This is a genomic window from Citrobacter sp. Ca225, assembly GCF_030337175.1.
Taxonomy (GTDB): domain Bacteria; phylum Pseudomonadota; class Gammaproteobacteria; order Enterobacterales; family Enterobacteriaceae; genus Citrobacter_A; species Citrobacter_A amalonaticus.
This window is the reverse complement of sequence record NZ_JAOWCD010000061.1, coordinates 237,873-262,911: the sequence shown is the minus strand read 5'-3', so window position 1 is coordinate 262,911 and position 25,039 is coordinate 237,873. Positions and strand designations below refer to the sequence as shown.

The following is a 25,039-nucleotide window of genomic DNA, read 5'->3' as shown; positions in this document are numbered from 1 at the left end:
AAATCCGCGTCATCTCCCCCACGCAGTCTCGCCGCGCGGGGTATGGGGTTAATCAAATATCCCGCTAGTGTAGGTTAGCTCTTTTGCGCCTGGCAAGCGCGTTGCACGTAAGGGTTATGGTTTCCCTGAATCTTCGCGATCCGTTCGTCGCGCTCACACTCCCAGTCGGTAACTGGATACAGCCTGTTCCAGGCATTGAAAAGCTGGGTTTGCTGGCGGGATAGCGTCAGGTTGTACTGGTCGCGCATATAAAAGTAGGTCCGCGCAATCGCACCGCGCGCGCGCGCGGGTGGTTCGGCGATCTTTTCTTTGAAATCGACTTTCATGGCGCACTGCCCATATTGACCTTCGCCGCCGTTCCACTGGCTGTACATGAAGTTACCGCGATCGCCATTCACCTCACCGACGGCGGGTTGCAGGTTATGCATGTCGCTTTCCATTTTGCGATAGACCGGATCTTTGGCGCAGTTTTTCCGTCCACCTTCCTGCCAGCACTGGCGTTGGTGGCCAAACTGCCATGCCGGAACGACGTGTTCCCATTCGATTCGGCTGGCGCGATTCTCGTTCTTTCGCACTTTGTAGCCGCAGGAGTTGAGATCGACGACCCCCTTCTTGCCCTGCCAGTTGATTTTACATCCGCAATAGAAGTCGCCAGGGACATCGGCGTTAATCTTGACGCCTGCGGTCTTTGCCTGTGAGAAACTGTTAATGCCAGCGGCCAACGTCTGGCCCGAAAGGGCTACCGTAAAAAAGGCGGTAGCCAAAAAAAGAGGACGGTACATCATGAACTCCGTATCAAAGCGAGCCCGCAACGTAACGAAAGTTGATGTGTGATGCAATCAGTCAGATCAGGAAAGTTCCTGATAGTTCTGGTTATTTAAGCGGCACTAAGGGTTCGCCGCAGTGGACGCAGCGGTAGGTGGCTTCGCCGCGCACCACGCGATTATGGCGGCGGATGGTCAGTTGATGCTCCTGACACTGGCAGCGGTATGGGAAAGTGTTGCGGCGTATCGATTGCAGTTCGAACTGATGCGTGCGGCGTGCGGGGACACCGAGCACGCTTTCCATCATCCACTTCCACTCTTTACCGTGCGGCGCAACCCGACCAAATCGCTTCCACACCAGTAAATGCGCCAGTTCGTGCGGCACCACTTCGTTGATAAACGCTTCGACGTTTTCCATCAGCAGCACCGGATTTAGGCGAATTTCGTAACTTTCCAGCCAGGCGGTGCCGGCAGAGGTGCCACGTTGTTGATACACCAACGTGGGTTCGGGATAGCTGCAGCCGAGCTTCAGGTTAGCCTGAGCGAGGTTATCGCGCAGACTACGCATGACGGCTTGCTGGACAGCAATAGGGAGACGGGCGGTTTTCATAACGGCAGAGAATAGTGCGACAGGGATGGGACTGCAAGAGGAAGGCGTCCTCCCGTGTGGGAGGACGCAAAGGGCAGATTAATCGTGTGCGCCGATTTCGCGCAGTTTACGACCTTTCATCAGGTTACGTTCAATGTGCTCCAGCGAGACGTGTTTGGTTTCCGGCACCAGCCACAGCGTCAACAGGATAAACAGCACATTCAGACCAGCGTAAACCCAGAAGGTATTCGCATTACCGAGGTTTTGCAGCATGGTCAGGAACGTCGCGCCGACGATCATGTTGGCAATCCAGTTGGTTGCCGTCGAGCAGGTGATACCAAAATCACGGCCCTTCAGCGGCTGGATTTCAGAACACAGCACCCAAATCAGCGGACCGGCGCTCATCGCAAAACCAATGATGAACATCAGCAGCATCGCGATAGCGAAGTACTGCGCGGACGGGGAGTGGATGCCAACATGCATCATCGTTCCGAGGATCCCCATTCCGGCCGCCATCACCAGGAATCCCAGCGTCAGTGTCGGTTTACGACCCCAGCGGTCAACCAGACCGATAGCGATAAAGGTGGCCAGCACGTTGGTCAGACCGACAATCACGGTGCCCCACATCTGCTCTGAGGTGTTGGTGTAACCCGCCATTTCAAAGATTTTTGGCGCGTAGTACATGATGACATTCATCCCGGTGAACTGCTGCATCACCTGCAACAGCACGCCGAGGAACACTGCGCGACGGAAGTTGCTGTTCTCTTTGAACAACGCCCAACCGCTCTGTTTCACCTGTAGGCTTTCGCGGATTTCATCCAGCTCGCGTTTGGCTTCTGCGCTGGTATCACGCAGGCGTAGCAATACGCGTTCAGCATCGACAAAGCGCCGTTTTGCTGCAAACCAGCGCGGGCTGTCCGGCAGGAAGAAGACGCCGATCAGCAACAGAATCGCCGGGATGATAATCACGCCCAGCATCCAGCGCCATGCGCCGCTGTAGCTGAAGGCGGTATCCGACAGATAGGCGCCGAGGATCCCGATGGTGATCATCAACTGGTACATAGAGATCATGCTGCCGCGAATTTTTTCCGGCGCGATCTCAGACAGGTACAGCGGGGCGGTGTAAGACGCCACGCCAACGGCCAGACCCAGCAGGACGCGGGACAGGATCAGCACTTCAACGTTCGGCGCTGCCGCGGAGAACAGCGAACCGGCGACAAACAGGATCGCGCCGATCATCAGGCTTTTCTTGCGCCCGAGTTTGAAAGAGAGCCAGCCGCTGCCGACCGCACCGACTGCTGCACCGAACATCATAGAGCTGACGACCCACTCCTGAGTATGTGCGGAGATCTGAAATTCATCGGTGATAAACGGTAATGCGCCAGCAATAACGCCGATATCCAGGCCAAAAAGTAATCCTGCCAGGGCTGCAAGGAAGCAGACAAAAAATGTCATCGCCTTATTGGAACGCCCCTGTTTTTTATTGTCAGGCATTATGCCCTCCGTTTGGGTTATCAGTTTTGTTGATAATTAGGGTAGGTGAGTACACCGCAAAAATATGTGATTGTTATCACGTAAGTGTAATCGGTTACACTACCCGTTTATCGTCATTTACATTAATAAGTTGAAAATTATAGATTAATTAAACTGAGGTGTATCACGTTTGCGTAGATTTAAGACTTAGCTGAAATAAAATGTAACAGCAGAGAAAGCCAGAACATGCAAAGTGATTATTCTGAAACGAGTACTTTCACCCCATGGTGTAAGCGGTTTCAATTAATGGCGTGCGGAGGAATTTCTGGCGGGGCGTAAAGAAAAAAGGCCAGCGCGAGGCTGGCCTTACGTCATGGATGTCGGTCGCTTACTTCAGACCGGCAGCGTCGCGCAGCAGAGCGGCTTTGTCGGTTTTTTCCCACGGGAAATGTTCGCGACCAAAGTGACCGTACGCAGCGGTCTCTTTGTAGATCGGGTGCAGCAGATCCAGCATCTGAATCAGACCGTACGGACGCAGATCGAAGAACTCGCGAACCAGCAGCGTCAACTGCTCAGCAGACACTTTCTCGGTACCGAAGGTTTCCACCATGATGGAAGTCGGTTCAGCCACGCCGATCGCGTAGGAAACCTGAATTTCACAACGGTCAGCCAGGCCTGCGGCAACGATGTTTTTCGCGACATAACGTCCTGCGTAAGCTGCAGAACGGTCCACTTTCGATGGATCTTTACCGGAGAATGCGCCGCCACCGTGACGCGCCATGCCGCCGTAGGTATCAACGATGATCTTACGACCGGTCAGACCGCAGTCACCCATTGGGCCGCCGATAACAAAACGGCCGGTCGGGTTGATGAAGAATTTGGTGGCAGAGTTCAGCCATTCGGTCGGCAGAACCGGCTTGATGATCTCTTCCATCACCGCTTCTTTCAGCGTCGTCTGATCGATCTCTTCCGCATGCTGGGTGGAGAGCACCACAGCGTCGATGCCGACAATTTTGCCGTCGTCGTACTGGAAGGTCACCTGGCTTTTCGCATCCGGGCGCAGCCACGGCAGGGTACCATTTTTACGCACTTCAGCCTGACGCTGCACCAGACGGTGCGCGTAGGTGATCGGCGCAGGCATCAGCACGTCGGTTTCGTTGGTGGCATAGCCAAACATCAGGCCCTGGTCGCCAGCGCCCTGTTCCAGCGGATCGGCACGGTCAACGCCCTGGTTGATATCCGGAGACTGTTTACCAATGGCGCTCAGGACAGCACACGAGTTGGCATCAAAGCCCATGTCGGAATGCACATAGCCAATCTCGCGCACGGTATTACGTGTGATCTCTTCGATATCGACCCATGCGCTGGTGGTGATTTCACCGCCAACTAAAACCATGCCGGTTTTCACGTAGGTCTCACACGCGACGCGCGCTTTCGGATCCTGTTCCAGGATAGCATCGAGCACGGCATCAGAGATTTGGTCTGCGATTTTGTCAGGATGCCCTTCTGATACGGACTCGGACGTAAAAAGGTGTTTTGCCATGTTTTATTTCACCTAAGGAGAATTTGGTTAGCTCAAACTGTTGTGCGGAAAAGCCAAAGCAGAAGATTCTACCAAGGCCTGCAGGTTAGTGACACTGGCAGTCTGAGTGTTAATCGGTATGGATGGATTAACATCTGGATGGCTATTTTAGGTCACTTCTTCACCCGATTTCCACTGTTTTTTGAATCAGCTCTCACTATGTTGAAAACATGAGGGGAAATTTTTACAAACACTGCTGACAATCTGCGCATTTATGTTTTGCTTTTTCATTCTGTTGTCGGTATAAAACGCGGCGCGCGGCTCATACAAAAAGCACACGACGTTTTCTTCGTGTCGCCACTTCCAGCCGGGTTAAAACGTTAGCTTTGGCTTGTGGGTGCGTTCCTGATGGAGCGACCATGGAGGTGATAAGAGATAATGAACCGTTGTATTTTGCTGAATCTGTCGCACCGTTCTGGTGTGCGTATGTCCTCCACAATTTGCATCTCTGCTTTGCATACCTGCCGATGTTATACCCATCTCGGCGCTTCTCAGGACTCCAGAGCCGGTAACTGGCACTAAGGACTGAACAAGGGCGCTCTTGTGGAAACAAGAGTTTTCTCGTGGTTTCGCCGAACCGTCATACGTAAGTTCGGTTACGTGTTTTACAATGATATGAAAAAGAAACCGGTCGCGCAGGCGGAGTACCAGCACTTTCTGCTGGAAAATCCGACTGTTTATGGGTTGTTATCGCCTCTTCGGATTGCGATAGTAGTCAACTGTTTTACACTTGTTAATAAAATTTGAGGTTCGCTATGTCTGACGACATGTCTTTGGGTTCGCCTTCGTCAGCAGGCGAACAGGGTGTACTACGCTCCATGCAGGAGGTTGCAATGAGCTCCCAGGAAGCCAGCAAGATGCTGCGTACTTACAATATTGCCTGGTGGGGCAATAACTACTATGACGTCAATGAGTTGGGTCACATTAGCGTGTGCCCGGACCCTGACGTCCCCGAAGCGCGCGTCGATCTCGCTAAGCTGGTGAAAGCACGTGAAGCGCAAGGGCAACGCCTGCCGGCGCTGTTTTGCTTCCCGCAGATCCTGCAACACCGCCTGCGCTCTATTAACGCGGCGTTCAAACGCGCGCGTGAGTCGTACGGTTATAACGGTGACTATTTCCTGGTTTACCCCATCAAGGTTAACCAGCATCGTCGCGTCATCGAATCCTTAATCCATTCTGGCGAACCGCTGGGTCTGGAAGCCGGTTCCAAAGCGGAACTGATGGCGGTCCTGGCGCATGCCGGGATGACCCGTTCGGTAATTGTGTGTAACGGCTATAAAGACCGTGAGTACATTCGCCTGGCGCTGATTGGCGAGAAGATGGGCCATAAAGTCTATCTGGTCATCGAGAAGATGTCGGAAATCGCCATTGTGCTGGATGAAGCCGAACGTCTGAACGTCATTCCGCGTTTGGGCGTGCGTGCGCGTCTGGCTTCGCAGGGGTCTGGCAAATGGCAGTCCTCCGGCGGCGAAAAATCCAAATTTGGCCTGGCGGCAACGCAGGTTCTGCAACTGGTGGAAACGCTGCGTGAAGCCGGGCGTCTCGATAGTTTGCAACTGCTGCATTTCCACCTTGGTTCGCAGATGGCGAATATCCGTGATATCGCCACCGGTGTGCGTGAGTCTGCCCGTTTCTATGTTGAGCTGCATAAGCTCGGCGTCAACATTCAGTGCTTCGATGTGGGCGGCGGCTTGGGTGTTGACTACGAAGGAACCCGCTCGCAGTCTGACTGCTCGGTGAACTACGGCCTGAACGAATACGCCAACAACATTATCTGGGCGATTGGCGATGCCTGCGAAGAAAATGGTCTGCCGCATCCGACGGTGATCACCGAGTCCGGTCGTGCGGTGACCGCGCACCACACGGTGCTGGTGTCCAACATCATCGGCGTTGAGCGTAACGAATATACCGTGCCTGTTGCTCCGGCTGACGACGCGCCGCGCGCGCTGCAAAGCATGTGGGAAACCTGGCAGGAGATGCACGAGCCGGGCACCCGTCGCTCGCTGCGCGAATGGCTGCACGACAGCCAGATGGATTTGCACGATATCCACATCGGATACTCCTCCGGCACTTTCAGCCTGCAGGAACGTGCGTGGGCGGAACAGCTTTATCTGAGCATGTGTCACGAAGTGCAGAAACAGCTGGATCCGCAAAACCGCGCGCATCGTCCGATCATTGATGAACTGCAAGAGCGTATGGCGGACAAAATGTACGTCAACTTCTCGCTGTTCCAGTCAATGCCGGATGCGTGGGGGATCGATCAGCTGTTCCCGGTCCTGCCGCTGGAAGGACTGGATCAGGTACCTGAACGTCGTGCGGTTCTGTTGGACATCACTTGTGATTCCGACGGCGCTATCGATCACTACATCGACGGCGATGGCATTGCGACCACCATGCCGATGCCAGAGTACGATCCGGATAACCCGCCGATGCTCGGTTTCTTTATGGTCGGCGCATATCAGGAGATCCTCGGCAACATGCACAACCTGTTTGGCGATACCGAAGCGGTGGACGTGTTTGTCTTCCCGGACGGTAGTGTAGAAGTTGAGCTGTCGGATGAAGGGGATACCGTGGCGGACATGCTGCAATATGTGCAGTTGGATCCGAAAACGCTGCTGACACACTTCCGCGATCAGGTGAAACAAACCGGCCTGGACGATGCGCTGCAGCAGCAGTTCCTCGAAGAGTTCGAAGCGGGTCTGTACGGCTATACGTATCTTGAAGATGAATAATGGCTGATGCCCGGGCGACTTGAACCTGGGCAATTAAGCAGCGATAATTTACTCAATTACTGTGTTTACGAATCAAACCCTTTCTCGTCGGGCCTAACGACGCGGGAGGGTTTTTTTATATTGACGAATATGAGGTTTTTGCCATGAGCACCTTAGGTCATCAGTACGATAACTCCCTGGTTTCTAACGCCTTTGGCTTCCTGCGTCTGCCGCTGAATTTCCAGCCGTATGACAGCGATGCCGACTGGGTGATCACTGGCGTGCCGTTTGACATGGCGACGTCCGGTCGCGCGGGTGGGCGTCACGGCCCGGCGGCGATCCGTCAGGTGTCAACGAATCTGGCGTGGGAACACAACCGCTTCCCGTGGAATTTCGATATGCGTGAGCGCCTGAACGTGGTGGACTGCGGCGATCTGGTTTATGCCTTTGGCGATGCGCGTGAAATGAGTGAAAAACTGCAGGCGCATGCAGAGAAACTGCTGGCTGCCGGTAAGCGTATGCTCTCTTTTGGCGGCGACCACTTTGTGACGCTGCCGCTGCTGCGCGCGCACGCGAAACACTTTGGCAAAATGGCGCTGGTCCATTTCGATGCCCACACCGACACCTATGCGAATGGCTGTGAGTTCGACCATGGCACCATGTTCTACACTGCGCCGAACGAAGGGTTGATCGATCCGAATCACTCCGTGCAGATCGGCATTCGTACAGAATTCGACAAAGACAACGGCTTTACCGTGCTGGACGCCTGTCAGGTGAACGATCGCGGCGTTGATGACATCATCGCTCAGGTGAAACAGATTGTCGGCGATATGCCGGTCTATCTGACCTTTGATATCGACTGCCTGGATCCGGCATTCGCGCCGGGGACCGGTACGCCAGTGATTGGCGGTCTGACTTCCGATCGCGCCATCAAGCTGGTGCGCGGCCTGAAAGATCTGAACATCGTAGGGATGGACGTGGTGGAAGTGGCGCCGGCTTACGATCAGTCAGAAATTACCGCCCTGGCGGCGGCAACGCTGGCGCTGGAGATGCTGTACATTCAGGCAGCGAAGAAAGGCGAGTAACGGGTTTCGGGCTATTTTACTCGCCATTTTGAACCCGGGCAGTGCTCGCCATCCTCACGTACTCCGTGTACGCTCCGGTGGCTGTGCGCTGTCCAGGCTCAAACTGGCTTCGCCAATAACGCCCGATCACCGGACTAAATTTGTAGTTCTGTAGTTCTGTAGGCCGGATAAGGCGCTTACGCCATCATCCGGCACGCTTGAATGTTACTTAATCCCGTCTGCTTTCATACGATCGCGAATATGTTGCGCACGTTCTGCGGAGGCCGGGTGATCGTCAAACATTGAGCTTTGACGACCTTCTTCCAGTTTCGCCAGTTTTTCGAAGCTGGTGGCAAGACCCGCCGGGCTGATACCGCGTTTGCGCAACAAATCGTACGAGTAGTCGTCCGCTTCCGCTTCCTGACGCTGGGAGAACTGCGAGTTCACCAGTTTTTCCCCCAGATCGCCGAGCTGTGATTGCGACAGGCTGCCGACGATCCCACCCGCTGAGGCTGCGGCTGCACGAACGGCGTTAGTGCCCAGCGCCACCTGCATACCTTTCTTCACGTGTCCGAGCGCAACGTGACCCATTTCATGGCCAATCACTGCTTCGACTTCGTTGTCCGTCATCATGTCCATCAGGCCGCTATAGACACGAATACAGCCGTTCGCCATCGCGAAGGCATTCACGTCTTTCGCCATGTAGACCTTGTAGTTGACCGCTTGTCCGTTGATGTTATCGCCGAGCGCCGTGGCGATTTTGTTCAGGCGCTTCGCGTACTCGCTGCCGGCTGGCGCGATAGTCGCTTTACCATCCATTTCCGTACAGGCCTGGTTGCTTAACGCGATAACCTGCGTGTCGCTCAGACTGTAGGCCTGAAAAGCCTCGGCCCCTGAGGAGAGCAGTCCATTGGAATTCATATTCTGGCAGCCGGTCAACACCGTCGCCATGCCCATAGCAAGCAGTAACGCGCGAATCTTCATGTTTTTTCTTCCACACGAAATGAGGATTGTTCTAAAAGTGCGCGATTTACAGATGAATCCGCGCTCTCGCTAAGTATAAAGAAAAGAACAACAAGCGGGCGAGCAGATTGCGCAACATGCGAGTGTGATCCGGAGATTTCTGAAGCGGCAAAAGGATGCTCCATGTACATGACACGCGGCTTGGGTTACATTGTTGGCACTTTTTTCCGGCGTAGCCCAAAACGCGCTGTCGTCAAGTCGTTGCGGGTATGGCCTTCATCATCCGATCTGGAGTCAAAATGTCCTCACGTAAAGAGCTTGCCAATGCTATTCGTGCGCTGAGCATGGACGCAGTACAGAAAGCCAAATCCGGTCATCCGGGTGCCCCGATGGGTATGGCTGACATTGCCGAAGTCCTGTGGCGTGATTTCCTGAACCACAACCCGAGCAACCCGTCCTGGGCCGATCGTGACCGTTTCGTACTGTCTAACGGCCACGGCTCCATGTTGATTTACAGCCTGCTGCACCTCACCGGTTACGATCTGCCGATGTCTGAGCTGCAGAACTTCCGTCAGCTGCATTCCAAAACTCCGGGCCACCCGGAAGTGGGTTACACCGCCGGTGTGGAAACCACTACCGGTCCGCTGGGTCAGGGTATTGCGAACGCGGTCGGTATGGCTATCGCTGAAAAAACACTGGCTGCACAGTTTAACCGTCCGGGCCATGACATCGTTGACCACTACACCTATGCGTTCATGGGCGACGGCTGCATGATGGAAGGTATCTCTCACGAGGTATGCTCTCTGGCCGGTACGCTGAAGCTGGGCAAACTGGTTGCGTTCTACGATGACAACGGTATCTCTATCGACGGTCACGTTGAAGGCTGGTTCACTGACGACACCGCTAAACGTTTTGAAGCCTATGGCTGGCACGTTGTGCGCGGCGTAGATGGTCACGATGCTGACGCGATCAAACGTGCAGTCGAAGAAGCACGTGCCGTCACTGACAAACCGTCCCTGCTGATGTGCAAAACCATCATCGGTTTCGGTTCCCCGAACAAAGCGGGTACCCACGACTCCCACGGCGCGCCGCTGGGCGACGCAGAAATCGCACTGACCCGCGAACAGTTGGGCTGGAAATACGCGCCGTTCGAAATCCCGTCTGAAATCTACGCTCAGTGGGATGCGAAAGAAGCCGGTCAGGCGAAAGAGTCTGCCTGGAACGAGAAATTTGCCGCCTACGCGAAAGCCTTCCCGCAGGAAGCAGCTGAGTTCACCCGTCGTATGAAAGGTGAAATGCCGTCTGATTTCGACGCAAAAGCGAACGAGTTTATTGCTAAGCTGCAGGCTAATCCGGCGAAAATCGCCAGCCGTAAAGCGTCTCAGAATGCGATCGAAGCGTTTGGTCCGTTGCTGCCAGAATTCCTCGGCGGCTCTGCTGACCTGGCGCCGTCTAACCTGACGCTGTGGTCGGGTTCTAAAGCGATCAATGAAGATGCTGCCGGTAACTATATCCATTACGGCGTACGCGAATTCGGTATGACCGCGATTGCCAACGGTATCTCCCTGCACGGTGGTTTCCTGCCGTACACCTCCACCTTCCTGATGTTCGTGGAATATGCCCGTAACGCGGTACGCATGGCTGCGCTGATGAAACAGCGTCAGGTGATGGTTTACACCCACGACTCCATCGGTCTGGGCGAAGATGGCCCGACTCACCAGCCGGTAGAGCAGGTGGCTTCTCTGCGCGTCACGCCGAACATGAGCACCTGGCGTCCATGTGACCAGGTTGAATCCGCCGTGGCGTGGAAGTACGGCGTTGAGCGTCAGGACGGCCCGACCGCGCTGATCCTCTCCCGTCAGAACCTGGCACAGCAGGAACGTACTGAAGAGCAACTGGCGAACATCGCGCGCGGTGGCTACGTATTGAAAGATTGTGCAGGCCAGCCTGAGCTTATCTTCATCGCGACCGGTTCTGAAGTTGAGCTGGCGGTTGCCGCATGGGACAAACTGACCGCAGAAGGCGTGAAAGCGCGCGTGGTCTCCATGCCATCTACTGACGCGTTCGACAAGCAGGATGCTGCTTACCGTGAATCCGTACTGCCGAAAGCGGTTACCGCTCGCGTGGCAGTGGAAGCCGGTATCGCTGACTACTGGTTCAAGTACGTGGGTCTGAACGGCGCGATCGTCGGGATGACCACCTTCGGTGAATCTGCTCCGGCAGAGCTGCTGTTCGAAGAGTTCGGCTTCACCGTCGACAACGTTGTCGCGAAAGCAAAAGCACTGCTGTAATCATCATTACAACAGTCTCTAACGGGTCGCTTCGGCGGCCCGTTATCATCTGGGACGGTATTTATTTTCACTCAGGCAAGGGGTTATTGTCGATCCGCTTCACAAAACTGACATTTTGTGTATTACCAAAATTGTAATGTGAGTCACATAATTACTCTTGCTATTTTTATTTTTATTTGTAATTGGTTGTTTTTTAATGATTTAAATTATTCCCCCTTTTCCCTGTCTCTGTTTTCCCCTCGATTGCTTTCATTTTGCCGCACGCGTATTTTGTTTTTAGCGAGACGCTGTACCCTAAAAATAAAATAAGGACAATTTATGCGGTTGATTGACTATTTTCCTGAAGCTTCTATTTCAATAAAAGCGGTGGCAAAGAACTGGCAGGAAGCTATTGATTTTTCCATGGCATCGTTGCTGGCAAATCATTATGTGAATGCCAATTATATCCAGGCTATAAAAGATTCGACGATCAACAATGGTCCTTATTATATTCTGGCTCCCGGTGTGGCGATGCCTCATGCTCGTCCGGAATGCGGCGCGCTAAAAACAGGCATGTCATTAACGCTACTTAAACAGGAAGTACAATTTGCCGACGATGACGAACCCGTAAAATTACTTATTGGGTTATCAGCGGCAAATGCCGATTCACATATCGGCGCTATCCAGGCTTTAAGCGAACTATTATGTGAAGAGGAAAACCTCGCAGCATTATTTGCTGCTAAATCAGAAAAACAGCTGGCGGATATTATCGTCCGCGCATAATCATTTTCTCCTCGACAGGATATTATCATGGAACACAAGTCTGCTCGTGCAAAGGTCCAGGCTTTTGGGGGATTTTTGACTGCAATGGTCATCCCTAATATCGGTGCTTTTATTGCCTGGGGTTTTATTACTGCATTATTTATTCCGACAGGGTGGATGCCCAATGAGCATTTCGCCAAAATAGTCGGTCCGATGATTACCTATTTATTACCCGTTATGATTGGCTCCACCGGTGGACATCTGGTGGGTGGGAAGCGCGGGGCGGTGATGGGGGGGATCGGTACCATCGGCGTGATTATTGGCGCAGATATCCCGATGTTCCTCGGTTCCATGATTATGGGGCCACTGGGTGGTCTGGTGATTAAATACATTGACCGACTGCTGGACCAGCGTATTCCCGCAGGCTTTGAGATGGTGATTAATAACTTCTCATTAGGCATTGCCGGAATGATGTTGTGCCTGCTGGGGTTTGAAGTCATTGGCCCGGCGGTCCTCATTGCCAATAACTTTGTGAAAGAGTGTATTGAATCACTGGTACATGCAGGTTATCTACCGCTGCTTTCACTAATTAATGAACCCGCGAAAATCCTCTTTCTGAATAATGCCATCGATCAGGGGGTCTATTATCCGCTGGGAATGCAGCAAGCCTCGGAGACAGGAAAATCCATCTTTTTCATGGTGGCCTCAAACCCTGGCCCCGGTTTAGGTTTACTGCTGGCGTTTACCTTCTTTGGTAAAGGGATGGCGAAGAAATCTGCACCCGGCGCCATGATTATCCATTTTCTGGGCGGCATTCACGAACTCTACTTCCCGTACGTGCTGATGAAGCCACTGACCCTGGTGGGCATGATTGCCGGGGGAATGAGCGGAACATGGGTGTTTAACCTGTTAGGCGGTGGCCTGGTTGCGGGTCCGAGCCCAGGGTCGATTTTCGCTTACCTGGCATTGACGCCAAAAGGCTCTTTCCTTGCCACGATTGCGGGCGTCACGGCGGGAACCGTGGTGACCTTTATCATCACCTCATTGATCCTGAAAATGGAAAGAAATGGTCTGGCCGAGAGTGAAGAGACGTTCAGTGATTCCGCCAAAGCTGTCAAAGCCATGAAGCAGGAAGGCAGTTTTTCATATCGCCATGTCAAACGTATCGCCTTTGTGTGTGATGCGGGAATGGGGTCCAGTGCGATGGGGGCAACGACGTTTCGTAAGCGCCTGGAAAAAGCCGGGTTGTCTATCGATGTCAAACATTACGCCATCGAAAATGTCCCTGACGATGCCGATATTATCGTGACGCACGCCAGTCTTGAGGGCCGCGTTAAACGAGTCAGTCATAAGCCTCTGGTGTTGATTAAAAATTATATTGGCGACCCGCTGCTTGACGATTTATTTAATCACTTAACGTCGAATTAGCATTTCTGGTTCCTGGAGTTAATATGAAAACGAAAGTGGCTGCAATATATGGCAAACAGGATGTCCGTATCCGTGAGTTTGAATTACCTGAAATTACGGATAATGAACTGTTAGTCAGTGTGATTTCCGACAGCGTATGCTTATCCACCTGGAAGGCTGCGACATTAGCCAGTGAACATAAACGTGTTCCTGATGATCTGGAAAATCATCCGGTGATTACCGGTCACGAATGTGCCGGGATCATTGTTGAAGTAGGTAAAAACCTAACCGGGAAATATAAAAAAGGGCAACGTTTTGTTTTACAACCCGCAATGGGATTGCCCAGCGGTTATTCCGCAGGATACAGCTACGAATATTTCGGTGGTAATGCCACGTATATGATTATCCCTGAAATTGCGATAAATCTGGGTTGCGTATTGCCATACCACGGTTCTTATTTTGCGGCTGCCTCGCTGGCGGAACCGATGTGTTGCATCATTGGTGCCTATAAAGCGAATTATCATACGACGCCTTATGTGTATAAGCACCGAATGGGGATTAAGCCCGGCGGCAATATTGCGCTTTTAGCCTGCGCAGGGCCAATGGGGATCGGTGCGATTGATTATGCTATTAACGGCGGGATCCAACCGGCACGCGTGGTGGTGGTGGATATTGATGAAACGCGTCTGGAGCAGGCTAAAAAACTCCTGCCGGTCGAACTGGCCGCACGCAAGGGAATCGCACTCACCTATGTGAATTCGTCCGGTATGGCCGACCCCGCGACGCAACTGCGCGAATTAACGGGCGGCGCCGGGTTCGATGACGTTTTTGTCTATGCCGCCGTGCCAGCCGTCGTGGAGATGGCTGACGATCTTCTGGCAGAAGATGGCTGTCTGAACTTCTTTGCCGGTCCGACGGATAGCCGTTTCAAGGTGCCGTTTAATTTCTACAACGTGCATTACAATAGCACTCACGTAGTCGGAACCTCTGGCGGTTCCACTGAGGACATGAAAGAGGCGATTGCACTGAGCGCGACGGGCCAGCTTCAGCCATCGTTTATGGTGACCCATATTGGTGGTCTCGATGCAGTGCCCGATACCGTTCTGAATTTGCCGGATATTCCAGGCGGCAAGAAGCTTATCTATAACGGTGTGACGATGCCGCTGACGGCAATTGCTGATTTCGCTGAGAAAGGCAAAACCGATCCGTTATTCAGAGAACTGGCGCGTCTTGTGGAGGAGACACACGGAATCTGGAATGAGAAAGCAGAAAAGTATCTGCTGGCGCAGTTTGGCGTGGATATCGGGGAGGCGGCGGCATGAAGTCGTTGGCATGGCCGCTGTTTCGCATCACGGAGCAGGCAGCGCTGGCTGCCTGGCCGCAAACCGGCTGCGGCGATAAGAACAAAATAGATGGACTGGCAGTGAGTGCGATGCGCACGGCCTTGAATGACATCGCTATTCGCGGGCGCATCGTCATTGGTGAGGGCGAGATTGATCACGCGCCGATGCTGTGGATTGGCGAAGAGGTTGGCAGCGGCAGCGGGCCAGAGGTTGATATCGCGGTCGATCCTATTGAAGGCACCCGGATGGTTGCGATGGGGCAGAGCAATGCGCTGGCGGTGATGGCGTTTGCGCCGCGGGGAAGCTTGTTACATGCCCCTGATATGTACATGAAAAAGCTGGTTGTTAACCGGCAGGCGAAAGGGGTGATTAACCTGGCGCGGCCCCTGGCGGATAATCTGCGTCAGGTGGCGAAAGCGCTGGGCAAACCGCTGGATCGACTGCGCATGGCCACGCTGGATAAACCGCGACTTCAGCCAGCCATTGCCGAAGCCACGCAGTTGGGGGTGAAAGTCTTTGCCCTGTCTGATGGTGATGTGGCCGCCAGTGTTCTGGCCTGTTTGCAGGATAACCCTTATGACCTGATGTATACCATTGGCGGTGCGCCAGAAGGCGTGATTTCCGCCTGTGCGGTGAAAGCGTTGGGGGGGGATATGCAGGCCGAGCTGATCGATTTTTGTGAAGCGAAAGGCGACACCGAAGAGCATCGTGTTATCTCTGCCCAGGAGCGCCAGCGCTGCGCGGAAATGGGCGTCGAGGTCAATCGGATCTATACGCTCGATGAACTGGTAGCGGGACATGACGTTCTCTTCAGCGCGACCGGAGTGACCGGCGGCGATCTTGTGAATGGGATCCAACAGGTTGCAAAGGGGGTGCGTACGCAAACTTTACTGATCGGCGGCGCGGATCGAACGTGTAATATAATAGACTCTCTGCATTCATGGTGATTGATCGGGAAACAAATGACGACGCTGACAGAAGACGATGTGCTGGAGCAACTGGATGCTCAAAATAACTTACTTTCGTTTATGACGACGGCACATTCCATTTTGCTACAGGGCATTAAGCGCTTTCTGCCGTCGCTATTTGTCGATAACGATGAAGAGATTGTGGAATATGCAGTGAAGCCGTTACTTGCCCAGAGTGGGCCGCTTGATGATATTGACGTTGCGCTGCGCCTGATTTATGCGCTGGGAAAAATGGATAAATGGCTTTATGCCGATATTACGCATTTTTCGCAGTTTTATCAGTACGTCAGCGAACGGGATGAGATCCCGGGATTTGCCGACGACATCACCTGGGATTTTATCAGCAACGTCAACAGTATTACCCGAAATACGACCTTATATAGCGCGCTGGAGTCGATGAAATTTGCCGACTTTGCGGCGTGGTCTGAGGTGCGCTTTTCCGGAATGGTCAAGACGGCAATGACGCTGGCGGTAACGTCAATTTTAAAGGAATTAACACCGTGAAAATCGGACTGATGGTTAACGGGTTGCGGGTTGAAGCCCATTATCATGATGATGAGATAGAGGACGTTCATAAGCCGTTATTACAGCACCTGGCGAACGTCCATTCCGCGAACGCCAGACGACGCACCGTTGTGTTTCTGAGTGCGCCGCCCGGGACCGGAAAATCCACACTGACCACGTTCTGGGAGTGGCTTTCGCGTCAGGAGCCCTCTTTGCCGGCGATCCAGACGCTCCCGATGGATGGTTTCCATCATTACAATGACTGGCTGGACACGCACCATCTGCGTGCGTACAAAGGGGCACCAGAGACGTTTGACGTTGAAAAACTGGCGCAGAATCTGCGACAGATTAGAGAAGGCGAAGGGACCTGGCCGCAATATGATCGGCAAAAGCACGATCCGGTCGAAGACGCGATTGTCGTAAGCGCGCCAATTGTCATTGTGGAAGGGAACTGGCTGCTGCGGGATGACGAGAGATGGCGGGCGCTGGCGGCGTTCTGCGATTTTTCCCTGTTTATTCGCGCGCCAGCGGAGGCCCTGCGTGCGCGACTGGTGGGGCGCAAGCTGGCTGGAGGATTATCGCCAGCCGATGCCGAGGCGTTTTACGAACGCACAGACGGACCGAATGTTGAGCGAGTGCTGCGCGAAAGTCGTCCTGCCAGTCTGCTACTGGAGATGAATGCCACTGGGGAATACCGTCTTGCCTGATGATAAATTATTCCAGCTAAGACGTGATGATTATTACGCCTTACTGGAATAATTACCCCCGTTTGCAGCGGGTAAAATGTGATGCAGGTCATATAGCTGGCTTAATCGTCTGGACAATCGTTCCTTTTATTCCCCGTTTCGCTTATTCTAGCTGAAGCGTTTCAGTCGATTAAATGTTCGACAAATAATCAATCAGTCGCAGTTTGCGACAGGTAAGGTTCCCCTGAACGATGCGCTGGATTACTCTGTCAGCCACATCTGAATCGGGATAGCCTTGCAGGAGATCTATGACCGTACGCGTAGCGATTAATGGCTTCGGTCGCATCGGACGTAATGTGGTTCGTGCTTTATATGAATCCGGACGTCGGGCGGAAATCACCGTGGTGGCAATCAATGAACTGGCGGATGCTTCAGGCATGGCGCATTTGTTGAAATATGACACCAGCCATGGACGTTTTGCATGGGACGTTCGCCAGGAGCGCGAGCAGCTCATAGTTGGCGACGACGCGATTCGCATTCTGCATGAGTCTTCGCTTGAGGCGCTTCCGTGGCGCGAGCTCGGCGTTGATATCGTGCTGGACTGTACGGGCGTCTACGGGAACCGCGAACACGGCGAGGCGCATATCGCCGCTGGCGCGAAGAAAGTGCTCTTTTCACATCCTGGCAGCAACGATCTCGACGCCACAGTGGTATTTGGCGTCAATCAGGATCAACTGCGCGCGGACCACCGCATCGTCTCCAATGCTTCGTGTACCACGAATTGTATTATTCCCATTATCAAATTATTGGATGATGCCTATGGCATAGAGTCCGGTACGGTGACGACCATTCACTCCGCGATGCACGACCAGCAGGTGATTGATGCGTACCATTCTGACCTGCGTCGGACGCGCGCGGCGAGTCAGTCGATCATTCCGGTCGATACCAAACTGGCGGCAGGTATCACCCGAATTTTCCCGCAGTTTAACGATCGTTTTGAAGCGATTGCGGTGCGGGTACCGACGATAAACGTCACGGCAATCGACTTAAGCGTTACGGTGATGAAGCCCGTAAAAGCCAATGAAGTCAACCAGTTGCTGCAAAAAGCGGCACAAGGTGCATTTCATGATATAGTTGACTATACGGAATTACCGTTGGTCTCCGTCGATTTTAATCACGACCCGCATAGCGCCATTGTTGATGGTACACAAACGCGGGTCAGTGGCGCGCACCTTATTAAGACACTGGTCTGGTGTGACAATGAATGGGGCTTTGCTAACAGAATGCTCGACACCACGTTAGCGATGGCTGCAAAAGGTTTCAGGTAGGGCGCAAGGGCGTCTGCAAAACTTTATCAAGAATCAACGAGAGGATTCACCATGTCTGTAATCAAGATGACCGATTTGGATCTTGCTGGTAAACGTGTTTTTATCCGTGCGGATCTGAACGTACCAGTTAAAGAAGGGAAAGTGACCAGCGATGCGCGTATCCGTGCTTCTCTGCCGACCATCGAACTGGCCCTGAAACAAGGCGCTAAAGTGATGGTGACTTCCCACCTGGGTCGTCCTACCGAAGGCGAGTACAACGAAGAATTCTCTCTGCTGCCGGTTGTTAATTACCTGAAAGACAAACTGTCTAACCCGGTTCGCCTGGTAAAAGATTACCTCGACGGCGTTGAAGTCGCTGCCGGTGAGCTGGTGGTGCTGGAAAACGTTCGCTTCAACAAAGGCGAGAAGAAAGACGACGAAGCGTTGTCCAAAAAATACGCTGCGCTGTGTGATGTGTTCGTGATGGACGCATTTGGTACGGCTCACCGTGCACAGGCTTCCACTCACGGTATCGGCAAATTTGCTGACGTCGCATGTGCCGGTCCGCTGCTGGCTGCAGAACTGGATGCGCTGGGTAAAGCGCTGAAAGAGCCGGCTCGTCCGATGGTCGCTATCGTGGGCGGTTCTAAAGTTTCCACCAAACTGACCGTTCTGGATTCCCTGTCCAAAATCGCTGATCAGCTGATCGTTGGCGGCGGCATCGCGAACACCTTCGTTGCCGCTCAGGGCCACAATGTGGGCAAATCCCTGTACGAAGCAGATCTGGTTGACGAAGCCAAACGTCTGCTGACCACGTGCGATATCCCGGTTCCGACTGACGTTCGCGTCGCGACCGAGTTCTCTGAAAGCGCTGCCGCCACGCTGAAATCCGTCAACGACGTGAAAGAAGACGAGCAGATCCTGGATATCGGCGACGCTTCTGCACAGCAGCTGGCTGAAATCCTGAAGAATGCAAAAACCATTCTGTGGAACGGCCCGGTTGGCGTGTTTGAATTCCCGAACTTCCGTAAAGGAACTGAAATCGTAGCTAACGCAATTGCTGACAGCGACGCGTTCTCTATTGCAGGCGGCGGTGACACGCTGGCGGCTATTGACCTGTTCGGTATTGCTGACAAAATCTCCTACATCTCCACTGGCGGCGGCGCATTCCTCGAATTCGTGGAAGGTAAAGTTCTGCCTGCAGTAGCGATGCTCGAAGAGCGCGCTAAGAAGTAAGACACTCATGGGCAGGGAAACCTGCCCAATTTTCAGCGCGCTTAAGTGGCACGCACCCCTTTCCAAGGCCGAAGATACAGGACTCGTAACATGTCTAAAATTTTTGATTTCGTAAAACCTGGCGTTATCACCGGTGATGACGTACAGAAAGTTTTCCAGGTAGCAAAAGAAAACAACTTCGCTCTGCCAGCAGTTAACTGCGTCGGTACCGACTCTATCAACGCCGTTCTGGAAACCGCTGCAAAAGTTAAAGCGCCGGTTATCGTACAGTTCTCCAACGGTGGCGCTGCGTTCATCGCGGGTAAAGGCGTGAAAACTGACGTTCCTCAGGGTGCGGCAATCCTGGGCGCGATCTCTGGTGCGCACCACGTACATCAGATGGCTGAGCACTACGGTGTTCCGGTTATCCTGCACACTGACCACTGCGCGAAGAAACTGCTGCCGTGGATCGACGGTCTGCTGGACGCAGGTGAAAAACACTTTGCGGCGACCGGTAAACCGCTGTTCTCTTCTCACATGATCGACCTGTCTGAAGAGTCACTGGAAGAGAATATCGAAATCTGCTCCAAATACCTGGCGCGCATGTCCAAAATGGGCATGACCCTGGAAATCGAACTGGGTTGCACCGGTGGTGAAGAAGATGGTGTGGACAACAGCCACATGGACGCTTCTGCCCTGTACACCCAGCCGGAAGACGTGGATTACGCGTACACCGAGCTGAGCAAAATCAGCCCGCGTTTCACTATCGCGGCTTCTTTCGGTAACGTACACGGCGTTTACAAGCCGGGTAACGTGGTTCTGACCCCGACCATCCTGCGCGACTCTCAGGACTATGTTTCTAAGAAACACAACCTGCCGCACAACAGCCTGAACTTCGTCTTCCACGGTGGTTCCGGTTCTACCGCTCAGGAAATCAAAGACTCCGTAAGCTACGGTGTAGTCAAAATGAACATCGATACCGATACCCAATGGGCGACCTGGGAAGGTGTTCTGAACTACTACAAAGCGAATGAAGCGTATCTGCAGGGTCAGCTGGGCAACCCGAAAGGCGAAGATCAGCCGAACAAGAAATACTACGATCCGCGCGTATGGCTGCGTGCTGGCCAGACTTCCATGATCACGCGTCTGGAACAGGCTTTCAAAGAACTGAACGCAATTGACGTTCTGTAATGTAGCCTGCTGATTGTAAAAAGGCTTCCTTCGGGAAGCCTTTTTTGCGTGGTTGCCGGAGAATCTCGCCATCCGACAATGACAAACGGCAGGGGGTTACTGCGTCACGCAGGTACCTTTCTCGCCTGTGAGTATCTGTGGTGCATCTTTCAGCGCGCCAATAAACGCCGAACGCCCGGTTTGCTTAACAAACTGGATCACCGCCGCCGCTTTTGGTCCCATTGCGCCATCCGGTGCCGCAAACGGCGCCAACTCTTCGGTTGTGACATGTCGTAACGCGCGCGCCTGTGGAGTACCCCAGTGTTCATAGACGGCATCGGCATCGGTCAGGATCAGCAGATGATCGGCGTTGATGGTATTCGCCAACACCGCAGCTGTCAGATCTTTGTCGATCACCGCTTCAGTTCCCACGTATCCGTTACCCTGAGCCACCACCGGAACGCCGCCACCGCCACAGCAAATCACCGTATGCCCTGCTTCCATCAGCATCTGGATGGCCTCGCCGTCGAGGATGTTTTGCGGTATCGGTGAGGGAACGACCCGTCGAATGTATTGTCCATCCGCCTTCATCGTCCAGCCATAGCGTTGTTCCAGTTCAGCTTGTTGATCCGGTTGATAGACGGGCCCTATGTACTTACCCGGAGCGGCAAACGCCTCATCCTGCGGGTCTACTTCTACCCGTGTCATCAGCGTGGTCACGGGGCAACCCCCCGTATTTTGCGTCAGCGCCTGGGCGATGGCGGCGCCAATCATTCCCTGGCTTTCAGCCACCAGTATATCCAGCGGCCAGGCGGGTGATTCCGTGTAGGCCGCGTTCTGCAACGCCAGCAACCCGACCTGAGGCCCGTTTCCGTGAACAATCACCAGTTGATAATCGCGAGCCAGCGTCGCTACCCGTTGCGCAAAAACCTGAATGCTGCGTTGTTGGTTTTCCGCACTCAATATCTCTCCGCGCTGTAATAATGCATTCCCACCCAGTGCAATGACCAGTTTCTTTTTCATTATGACCTCAATGTGCAAAATATCTCGTGGTCAAAATAACGTTCCGGTTTTTTTATAATGTGACTTATTCGACAGCTTATTGACTGATAAAAATAACGCGTTAATTAGGATTGTTTTTAATTACTTTGTTTAAAATATTTAAAAAATGATTGTTAGACTTTTTTTAATAATGTTGCGGTCAGTTCCCAGGAATTTATAACAATGGATTTTGTGTGACTTTGCTCAAACGAAATGATGTCGCGTCCCGATATGGTGAGCAGAGTTAAAATATCAAGCCTCATCAATCGTCAGATAATATGAGGTGTTCAACGGTAAATATTACCGGGAGATTGCTTATGTCTGAATCATGTGAAGTGACTGAGGTCACGAAGAAAAAAGGAATACCGGCCTGGTGGGTGACCATTTTCCTGTTCTGGCTGGGGTGGATTTTCATGTACGCCGACCGGACGGTATTGAACCCGGTGATGGGCGAGCTGGAAAAAGAGTTTGGCCTAAGTGGAACGCAATTAGGCATTCTTAATTCTGTGTTTTATTTTTCTTATGCGTTATTACAGGTCCCGGCCGGAATACTGGGTGATAAAATCGGTAAGAAAAAAGTGCTGGTGCCTGGGTTTATTCTCTTTGGCGTTTTCACGGCCGTTACCGGTTGGGCAAAAAGTTGGTACACGCTGCTGTTTGCCCGCGTTGTCACGGGCGCGGGAGAAGGGACCTATTACGGTCCACAGTACGGCCTTTCTTCCGAGCAAATCCCTAAAAAATATCGCTCGCTCGGCAGCGCAATCATCAATAGCGGCATGGCCTTCGGTATTGCGCTGGGACTGATGACCTCAAGCTGGCTGGTGTACGATCAGGGCCATTCATGGCGGATGCCGTTCTACGCGATGGCGGTTCCTTCAGTACTGGTGGGGATTGCGATCTGGCTGTTTGTGAAAGAAAAGAAACGCACTGTAGATACCGACGGGCAGCCGGTAAAAAAAGGCAAATTCAGCGATCTTCTGAAAAACCGCAACCTCGTTCTGACCTATATCATGGTGTTCTGTAGCCTGTTTGGTTTCTTCGTTATTCTGACCTGGCTTCCCTATTATCTGCAAAATGAACGTGGTATTGCCGGTAGCGAAACTGGATTTATCTCTTCGCTGGTCGCCTGGATTTCAATCCCCGGCGCGCTGTTATTCTCCAGCCTGTCTGACAAATTAGGTAAGCGCAAACCGTTAATTATGTTCCTCGTCCCGGTGGCGATCATCAGCATGCTGTCCATTGTCTGGATGCCAAACATGACTGGCGTGATTGTCGCCCTGTGTATTTACGGTCTCGTCGGCAAACTGGCACTGGATCCCGTGCTGGTTGCGCTGGTTGCCGATAGCGTTGATGAAAATAATTACAGCACCGCGTTTGGCTTATTTAATTTTATCGGCATGAGCTCTTCTATTCTTGCTCCCATTATTGCTGGCGCGGCGCGCGATATTACGGGCAGCCTGGCATCCAGTTTTTATGTGTCAGCCATTCTGTTAGCGATTGGATTGGTTGCGATGCTGTTTTTGAAAGAAAAACGTACATAAGAGGTAGCGGTAATGATTTACGCTTTTATTAAAAAGGGAAGCTTTCAGGACTCCGTCAGCCTGATGATCATTTCCCGGAAATTAAGTGAGCGACCGGAAGTTGACCAGGTTTCCGTCATGATGGGAACGCCAGCGAATAAAGCGATGCTGGATTCTACGGGCTTCTGGCATGACGATTTTGTCGAGGCCACACCGAACGATATTTGTGTGGCGGTACGAACGCATGACGAGCAACCGGAGATCCTCGAATTAATCCGCGAACAGTTGGAAAAAGAGTTAAGCGCAATTGCCAGCGCCTCGGGCGGTTCACAGCAACTGCTGAAAGCGCGTCGCTGGGAGAGCGCGTGCCAGAAATTACCGCAGGCTAATCTGCTGCTGGTTTCGGTTGCCGGGGAGTATGCGGCCTCCGTAGCGAAAGAGGGGCTGTTGGCCGGTAAAAACGTGATGATGTTTTCCGATAACGTACCGCTTGAGCAGGAAGTTGAGCTGAAAACGTTGGCTCGCGAAAAAGGGCTGATTGTGATGGGGCCGGACTGCGGGACAGCGATGATTGCCGGTAGCCCACTGGCATTCGCGAACGTGTTGCCCGACGGTGGAATTGGTGTAATCGGGGCGTCCGGAACGGGCATTCAGGAGGTCACCTCTCAGATTGCGCTGCACCAACAGGGGATCAGCCATGCCATCGGTTTGGGGGGACGCGATCTGAGTGCGGAAGTGGGAGGCATCAGTGCGTTAACGGCGTTGGAGATGCTGGCTGCTGATGATGCCACGCGGGTGATCGCGTTTGTCTCTAAACCGCCGTCGCCGCAGGTCAGAACCCGCATTATCAATGCGATGCAAAAGGTCGGTAAACCGGTGGTCGCGCTCTTTCTCGGGAATAAACCGGAACAACGCTGTGAGGGGAATGTCTGGCTGGCGAATTCGCTCTCAGATGCCGCCCAACTGGCCGTGTTGCTGATGCGAGTGGCTCAGCAGCGCCTGATTCAACCCGAGGTGGCTGGCAAAGGCATTTATGGGCTGTATGCCGGCGGGACGCTCGCGGCTGAAGCGGCGATGTTGCTTTCGGCCGGGCTGGGTGTGCCAGTGAGTGAAAGCCACGCTGCTGGCGTCATGCTCGACGCGCAGGGCCATCGCATTGTCGATCTGGGAGATGACAGCTACACGTTGGGCAGACCACACCCGATGATTGACCCGACAACTCGCAGCATTGAAATCGAAAAGCTGGCAGCGATGCCGGACGTGGGCGTGCTGCTGCTGGATGTGGTGCTGGGCTATGGCGCCTGTGCTGATCCGGCGGGCGCCGTTGTTGAGGCTGTCGAGCAGGTTCGCGCAACGCGAAACGCGCCGCTGGTCACCATCGCCACCCTCACCGGAACCGATGCCGACCCACAGGGACGCAGTGGACAAACCGACATTCTGCGTGATGCAGGCATCGCCGTGGTGGAAACCCTGGAAGAGGCCGTGTTGCTCGCCATCAGCCTGACACATCATCAGGACTCTCGCCCATCCGTTGAACCTAACCCCTTGCTGGATGGCGTACAGGTGATCAATGCCGGACTGCGCAGCTTCGCGCTGGATCTGCAAAGCAGCGGCACGCCGGTTGTGCATTATCAGTGGGCGCCGATTGCCGGTGGCAATGCGCGTCTCGCCAGTTTACTCAAGCAGTTACATTAATTCAG

At 53.3% G+C, this 25,039-nt stretch carries 22 protein-coding genes; 16 read left to right on the top strand and 6 right to left on the bottom strand.

The annotated features are described in order from the left end of the window. Positions 1–74: 74 nt before the first annotated feature. The 4 genes from endA to metK form a co-directional block, all read right to left on the bottom strand. The gene (endA, locus tag OGW13_RS07950) at positions 75–782 is read right to left on the bottom strand and encodes a deoxyribonuclease I (protein WP_054176418.1); all 708 of its coding nucleotides are present in this window, start codon (positions 780–782) and stop codon (positions 75–77) included. A 91-nt stretch (positions 783–873) separates the two neighbouring features. Continuing rightward, positions 874–1,374 (bottom strand): SprT family zinc-dependent metalloprotease, encoded by a 501-nt coding sequence (locus tag OGW13_RS07945; protein ID WP_042998053.1) that lies wholly within the window; start codon positions 1,372–1,374, stop codon positions 874–876. A gap of 78 nt (positions 1,375–1,452) precedes the next feature. Continuing rightward, positions 1,453–2,847: a galactose/proton symporter gene (gene galP / locus OGW13_RS07940; RefSeq protein ID WP_042324088.1), complete on the bottom strand. Its 1,395-nt coding sequence runs from the start codon at positions 2,845–2,847 to the stop codon at positions 1,453–1,455. A 367-nt stretch (positions 2,848–3,214) separates the two neighbouring features. Continuing rightward, a complete protein-coding gene (metK, locus tag OGW13_RS07935; protein WP_042998052.1) occupies positions 3,215–4,369 on the bottom strand; it encodes a methionine adenosyltransferase in 1,155 nt (384 codons plus the stop codon). A 417-nt stretch (positions 4,370–4,786) separates the two neighbouring features. Between metK and yqgG the strand changes: the two genes are divergently transcribed. The 4 genes from yqgG to speB all read left to right on the top strand — a co-directional run bounded on the left by yqgG (position 4,787) and on the right by speB (position 8,204). Next, positions 4,787–4,930 (top strand): small protein YqgG, encoded by a 144-nt coding sequence (yqgG, locus tag OGW13_RS07930; protein ID WP_269460499.1) that lies wholly within the window; start codon positions 4,787–4,789, stop codon positions 4,928–4,930. A gap of 93 nt (positions 4,931–5,023) precedes the next feature. Continuing rightward, entirely contained in the window at positions 5,024–5,155 is a 132-nt protein-coding gene (gene yqgB / locus OGW13_RS07925) for an acid stress response protein YqgB (protein WP_043001726.1), read from the top strand. 8 nt (positions 5,156–5,163) lie between these two features. Continuing rightward, positions 5,164–7,140, top strand: coding sequence for a biosynthetic arginine decarboxylase (speA, locus tag OGW13_RS07920; protein ID WP_042998051.1), 1,977 nt, complete (start codon positions 5,164–5,166; stop codon positions 7,138–7,140). A 143-nt stretch (positions 7,141–7,283) separates the two neighbouring features. Next, complete coding sequence (gene speB / locus OGW13_RS07915) at positions 7,284–8,204, top strand: agmatinase (protein WP_042998050.1); 921 nt, start codon at positions 7,284–7,286, stop codon at positions 8,202–8,204. 204 nt (positions 8,205–8,408) lie between these two features. On the opposite strand, the gene loiP is transcribed toward speB, so the two are convergent. Continuing rightward, the gene (gene loiP / locus OGW13_RS07910) at positions 8,409–9,167 is read right to left on the bottom strand and encodes a metalloprotease LoiP (protein WP_042998049.1); all 759 of its coding nucleotides are present in this window, start codon (positions 9,165–9,167) and stop codon (positions 8,409–8,411) included. Positions 9,168–9,445: 278 nt separating this feature from the next. Between loiP and tkt the strand changes: the two genes are divergently transcribed. The 10 genes from tkt (at position 9,446) to fbaA (ending at position 20,799) form a co-directional block, all read left to right on the top strand. Next, the gene (gene tkt / locus OGW13_RS07905) at positions 9,446–11,437 is read left to right on the top strand and encodes a transketolase (protein ID WP_042998048.1); all 1,992 of its coding nucleotides are present in this window, start codon (positions 9,446–9,448) and stop codon (positions 11,435–11,437) included. 318 nt (positions 11,438–11,755) lie between these two features. Then, positions 11,756–12,199, top strand: a complete 444-nt coding sequence (gene cmtB / locus OGW13_RS07900; protein WP_287115858.1) for a PTS mannitol transporter subunit IIA — start codon at positions 11,756–11,758, stop codon at positions 12,197–12,199. A 27-nt stretch (positions 12,200–12,226) separates the two neighbouring features. Continuing rightward, positions 12,227–13,606: a PTS mannitol transporter subunit IIBC gene (locus OGW13_RS07895; protein WP_042998046.1), complete on the top strand. Its 1,380-nt coding sequence runs from the start codon at positions 12,227–12,229 to the stop codon at positions 13,604–13,606. A 23-nt stretch (positions 13,607–13,629) separates the two neighbouring features. After that, positions 13,630–14,907: a zinc-binding dehydrogenase gene (locus OGW13_RS07890; RefSeq protein ID WP_042998045.1), complete on the top strand. Its 1,278-nt coding sequence runs from the start codon at positions 13,630–13,632 to the stop codon at positions 14,905–14,907. Then, on the top strand, positions 14,904–15,875 hold the full coding sequence (gene glpX / locus OGW13_RS07885; RefSeq protein ID WP_130097878.1) for a class II fructose-bisphosphatase: 972 nt from the start codon (positions 14,904–14,906) through the stop codon (positions 15,873–15,875). Before OGW13_RS07890 ends, glpX begins: the two co-directional genes overlap by 4 nt. A 15-nt stretch (positions 15,876–15,890) precedes the next feature. Then, positions 15,891–16,400, top strand: a complete 510-nt coding sequence (locus OGW13_RS07880; protein WP_042998043.1) for an MltR family transcriptional regulator — start codon at positions 15,891–15,893, stop codon at positions 16,398–16,400. After that, on the top strand, positions 16,397–17,107 hold the full coding sequence (locus OGW13_RS07875; protein WP_044327896.1) for a nucleoside/nucleotide kinase family protein: 711 nt from the start codon (positions 16,397–16,399) through the stop codon (positions 17,105–17,107). Before OGW13_RS07880 ends, OGW13_RS07875 begins: the two co-directional genes overlap by 4 nt. A gap of 287 nt (positions 17,108–17,394) precedes the next feature. Next, positions 17,395–18,414: an erythrose-4-phosphate dehydrogenase gene (gene epd / locus OGW13_RS07870; RefSeq protein ID WP_042998041.1), complete on the top strand. Its 1,020-nt coding sequence runs from the start codon at positions 17,395–17,397 to the stop codon at positions 18,412–18,414. 51 nt (positions 18,415–18,465) lie between these two features. Beyond that, on the top strand, positions 18,466–19,629 hold the full coding sequence (gene pgk, locus OGW13_RS07865) for a phosphoglycerate kinase (RefSeq protein WP_042324055.1): 1,164 nt from the start codon (positions 18,466–18,468) through the stop codon (positions 19,627–19,629). A 90-nt stretch (positions 19,630–19,719) separates the two neighbouring features. Continuing rightward, positions 19,720–20,799, top strand: coding sequence for a class II fructose-bisphosphate aldolase (fbaA, locus tag OGW13_RS07860; protein ID WP_042998040.1), 1,080 nt, complete (start codon positions 19,720–19,722; stop codon positions 20,797–20,799). 96 nt (positions 20,800–20,895) lie between these two features. Here the strand turns inward: fbaA and OGW13_RS07855 are convergent, their stop codons facing one another. Then, entirely contained in the window at positions 20,896–21,801 is a 906-nt protein-coding gene (locus tag OGW13_RS07855; RefSeq protein WP_042998039.1) for a carbamate kinase, read from the bottom strand. Positions 21,802–22,136: 335 nt separating this feature from the next. Between OGW13_RS07855 and OGW13_RS07850 the strand changes: the two genes are divergently transcribed. Together OGW13_RS07850 and OGW13_RS07845 are read left to right on the top strand one after the other, a co-directional pair. Continuing rightward, positions 22,137–23,360 (top strand): MFS transporter, encoded by a 1,224-nt coding sequence (locus tag OGW13_RS07850; protein ID WP_042998038.1) that lies wholly within the window; start codon positions 22,137–22,139, stop codon positions 23,358–23,360. A 12-nt stretch (positions 23,361–23,372) separates the two neighbouring features. Then, complete coding sequence (locus tag OGW13_RS07845) at positions 23,373–25,034, top strand: acyl-CoA synthetase FdrA (protein ID WP_042998037.1); 1,662 nt, start codon at positions 23,373–23,375, stop codon at positions 25,032–25,034. Positions 25,035–25,039: the final 5 nt, after the last annotated feature.

Bases quoted from the DNA above. Each gene is read 5' to 3' on its own strand.
- yqgG (WP_269460499.1), top strand. From the start codon at position 4,787: ATGAACCGTTGTATTTTGCTGAATCTGTCGCACCGTTCTGGTGTGCGT.
- speA (WP_042998051.1), top strand. From the start codon at position 5,164: ATGTCTGACGACATGTCTTTGGGTTCGCCTTCGTCAGCAGGCGAACAG.
- epd (WP_042998041.1), top strand. From the start codon at position 17,395: ATGACCGTACGCGTAGCGATTAATGGCTTCGGTCGCATCGGACGTAAT.
- OGW13_RS07850 (WP_042998038.1), top strand. From the start codon at position 22,137: ATGTCTGAATCATGTGAAGTGACTGAGGTCACGAAGAAAAAAGGAATA.
- OGW13_RS07890 (WP_042998045.1), top strand. From the start codon at position 13,630: ATGAAAACGAAAGTGGCTGCAATATATGGCAAACAGGATGTCCGTATC.
- glpX (WP_130097878.1), top strand. From the start codon at position 14,904: ATGAAGTCGTTGGCATGGCCGCTGTTTCGCATCACGGAGCAGGCAGCG.
- OGW13_RS07855 (WP_042998039.1), bottom strand. From the start codon at position 21,801: ATGAAAAAGAAACTGGTCATTGCACTGGGTGGGAATGCATTATTACAG.
- metK (WP_042998052.1), bottom strand. From the start codon at position 4,369: ATGGCAAAACACCTTTTTACGTCCGAGTCCGTATCAGAAGGGCATCCT.
- speB (WP_042998050.1), top strand. From the start codon at position 7,284: ATGAGCACCTTAGGTCATCAGTACGATAACTCCCTGGTTTCTAACGCC.
- OGW13_RS07845 (WP_042998037.1), top strand. From the start codon at position 23,373: ATGATTTACGCTTTTATTAAAAAGGGAAGCTTTCAGGACTCCGTCAGC.
- fbaA (WP_042998040.1), top strand. From the start codon at position 19,720: ATGTCTAAAATTTTTGATTTCGTAAAACCTGGCGTTATCACCGGTGAT.
- tkt (WP_042998048.1), top strand. From the start codon at position 9,446: ATGTCCTCACGTAAAGAGCTTGCCAATGCTATTCGTGCGCTGAGCATG.
- endA (WP_054176418.1), bottom strand. From the start codon at position 782: ATGTACCGTCCTCTTTTTTTGGCTACCGCCTTTTTTACGGTAGCCCTT.
- cmtB (WP_287115858.1), top strand. From the start codon at position 11,756: ATGCGGTTGATTGACTATTTTCCTGAAGCTTCTATTTCAATAAAAGCG.
- yqgB (WP_043001726.1), top strand. From the start codon at position 5,024: ATGAAAAAGAAACCGGTCGCGCAGGCGGAGTACCAGCACTTTCTGCTG.
- pgk (WP_042324055.1), top strand. From the start codon at position 18,466: ATGTCTGTAATCAAGATGACCGATTTGGATCTTGCTGGTAAACGTGTT.
- loiP (WP_042998049.1), bottom strand. From the start codon at position 9,167: ATGAAGATTCGCGCGTTACTGCTTGCTATGGGCATGGCGACGGTGTTG.
- OGW13_RS07895 (WP_042998046.1), top strand. From the start codon at position 12,227: ATGGAACACAAGTCTGCTCGTGCAAAGGTCCAGGCTTTTGGGGGATTT.
- OGW13_RS07945 (WP_042998053.1), bottom strand. From the start codon at position 1,374: ATGAAAACCGCCCGTCTCCCTATTGCTGTCCAGCAAGCCGTCATGCGT.
- OGW13_RS07880 (WP_042998043.1), top strand. From the start codon at position 15,891: ATGACGACGCTGACAGAAGACGATGTGCTGGAGCAACTGGATGCTCAA.
- galP (WP_042324088.1), bottom strand. From the start codon at position 2,847: ATGCCTGACAATAAAAAACAGGGGCGTTCCAATAAGGCGATGACATTT.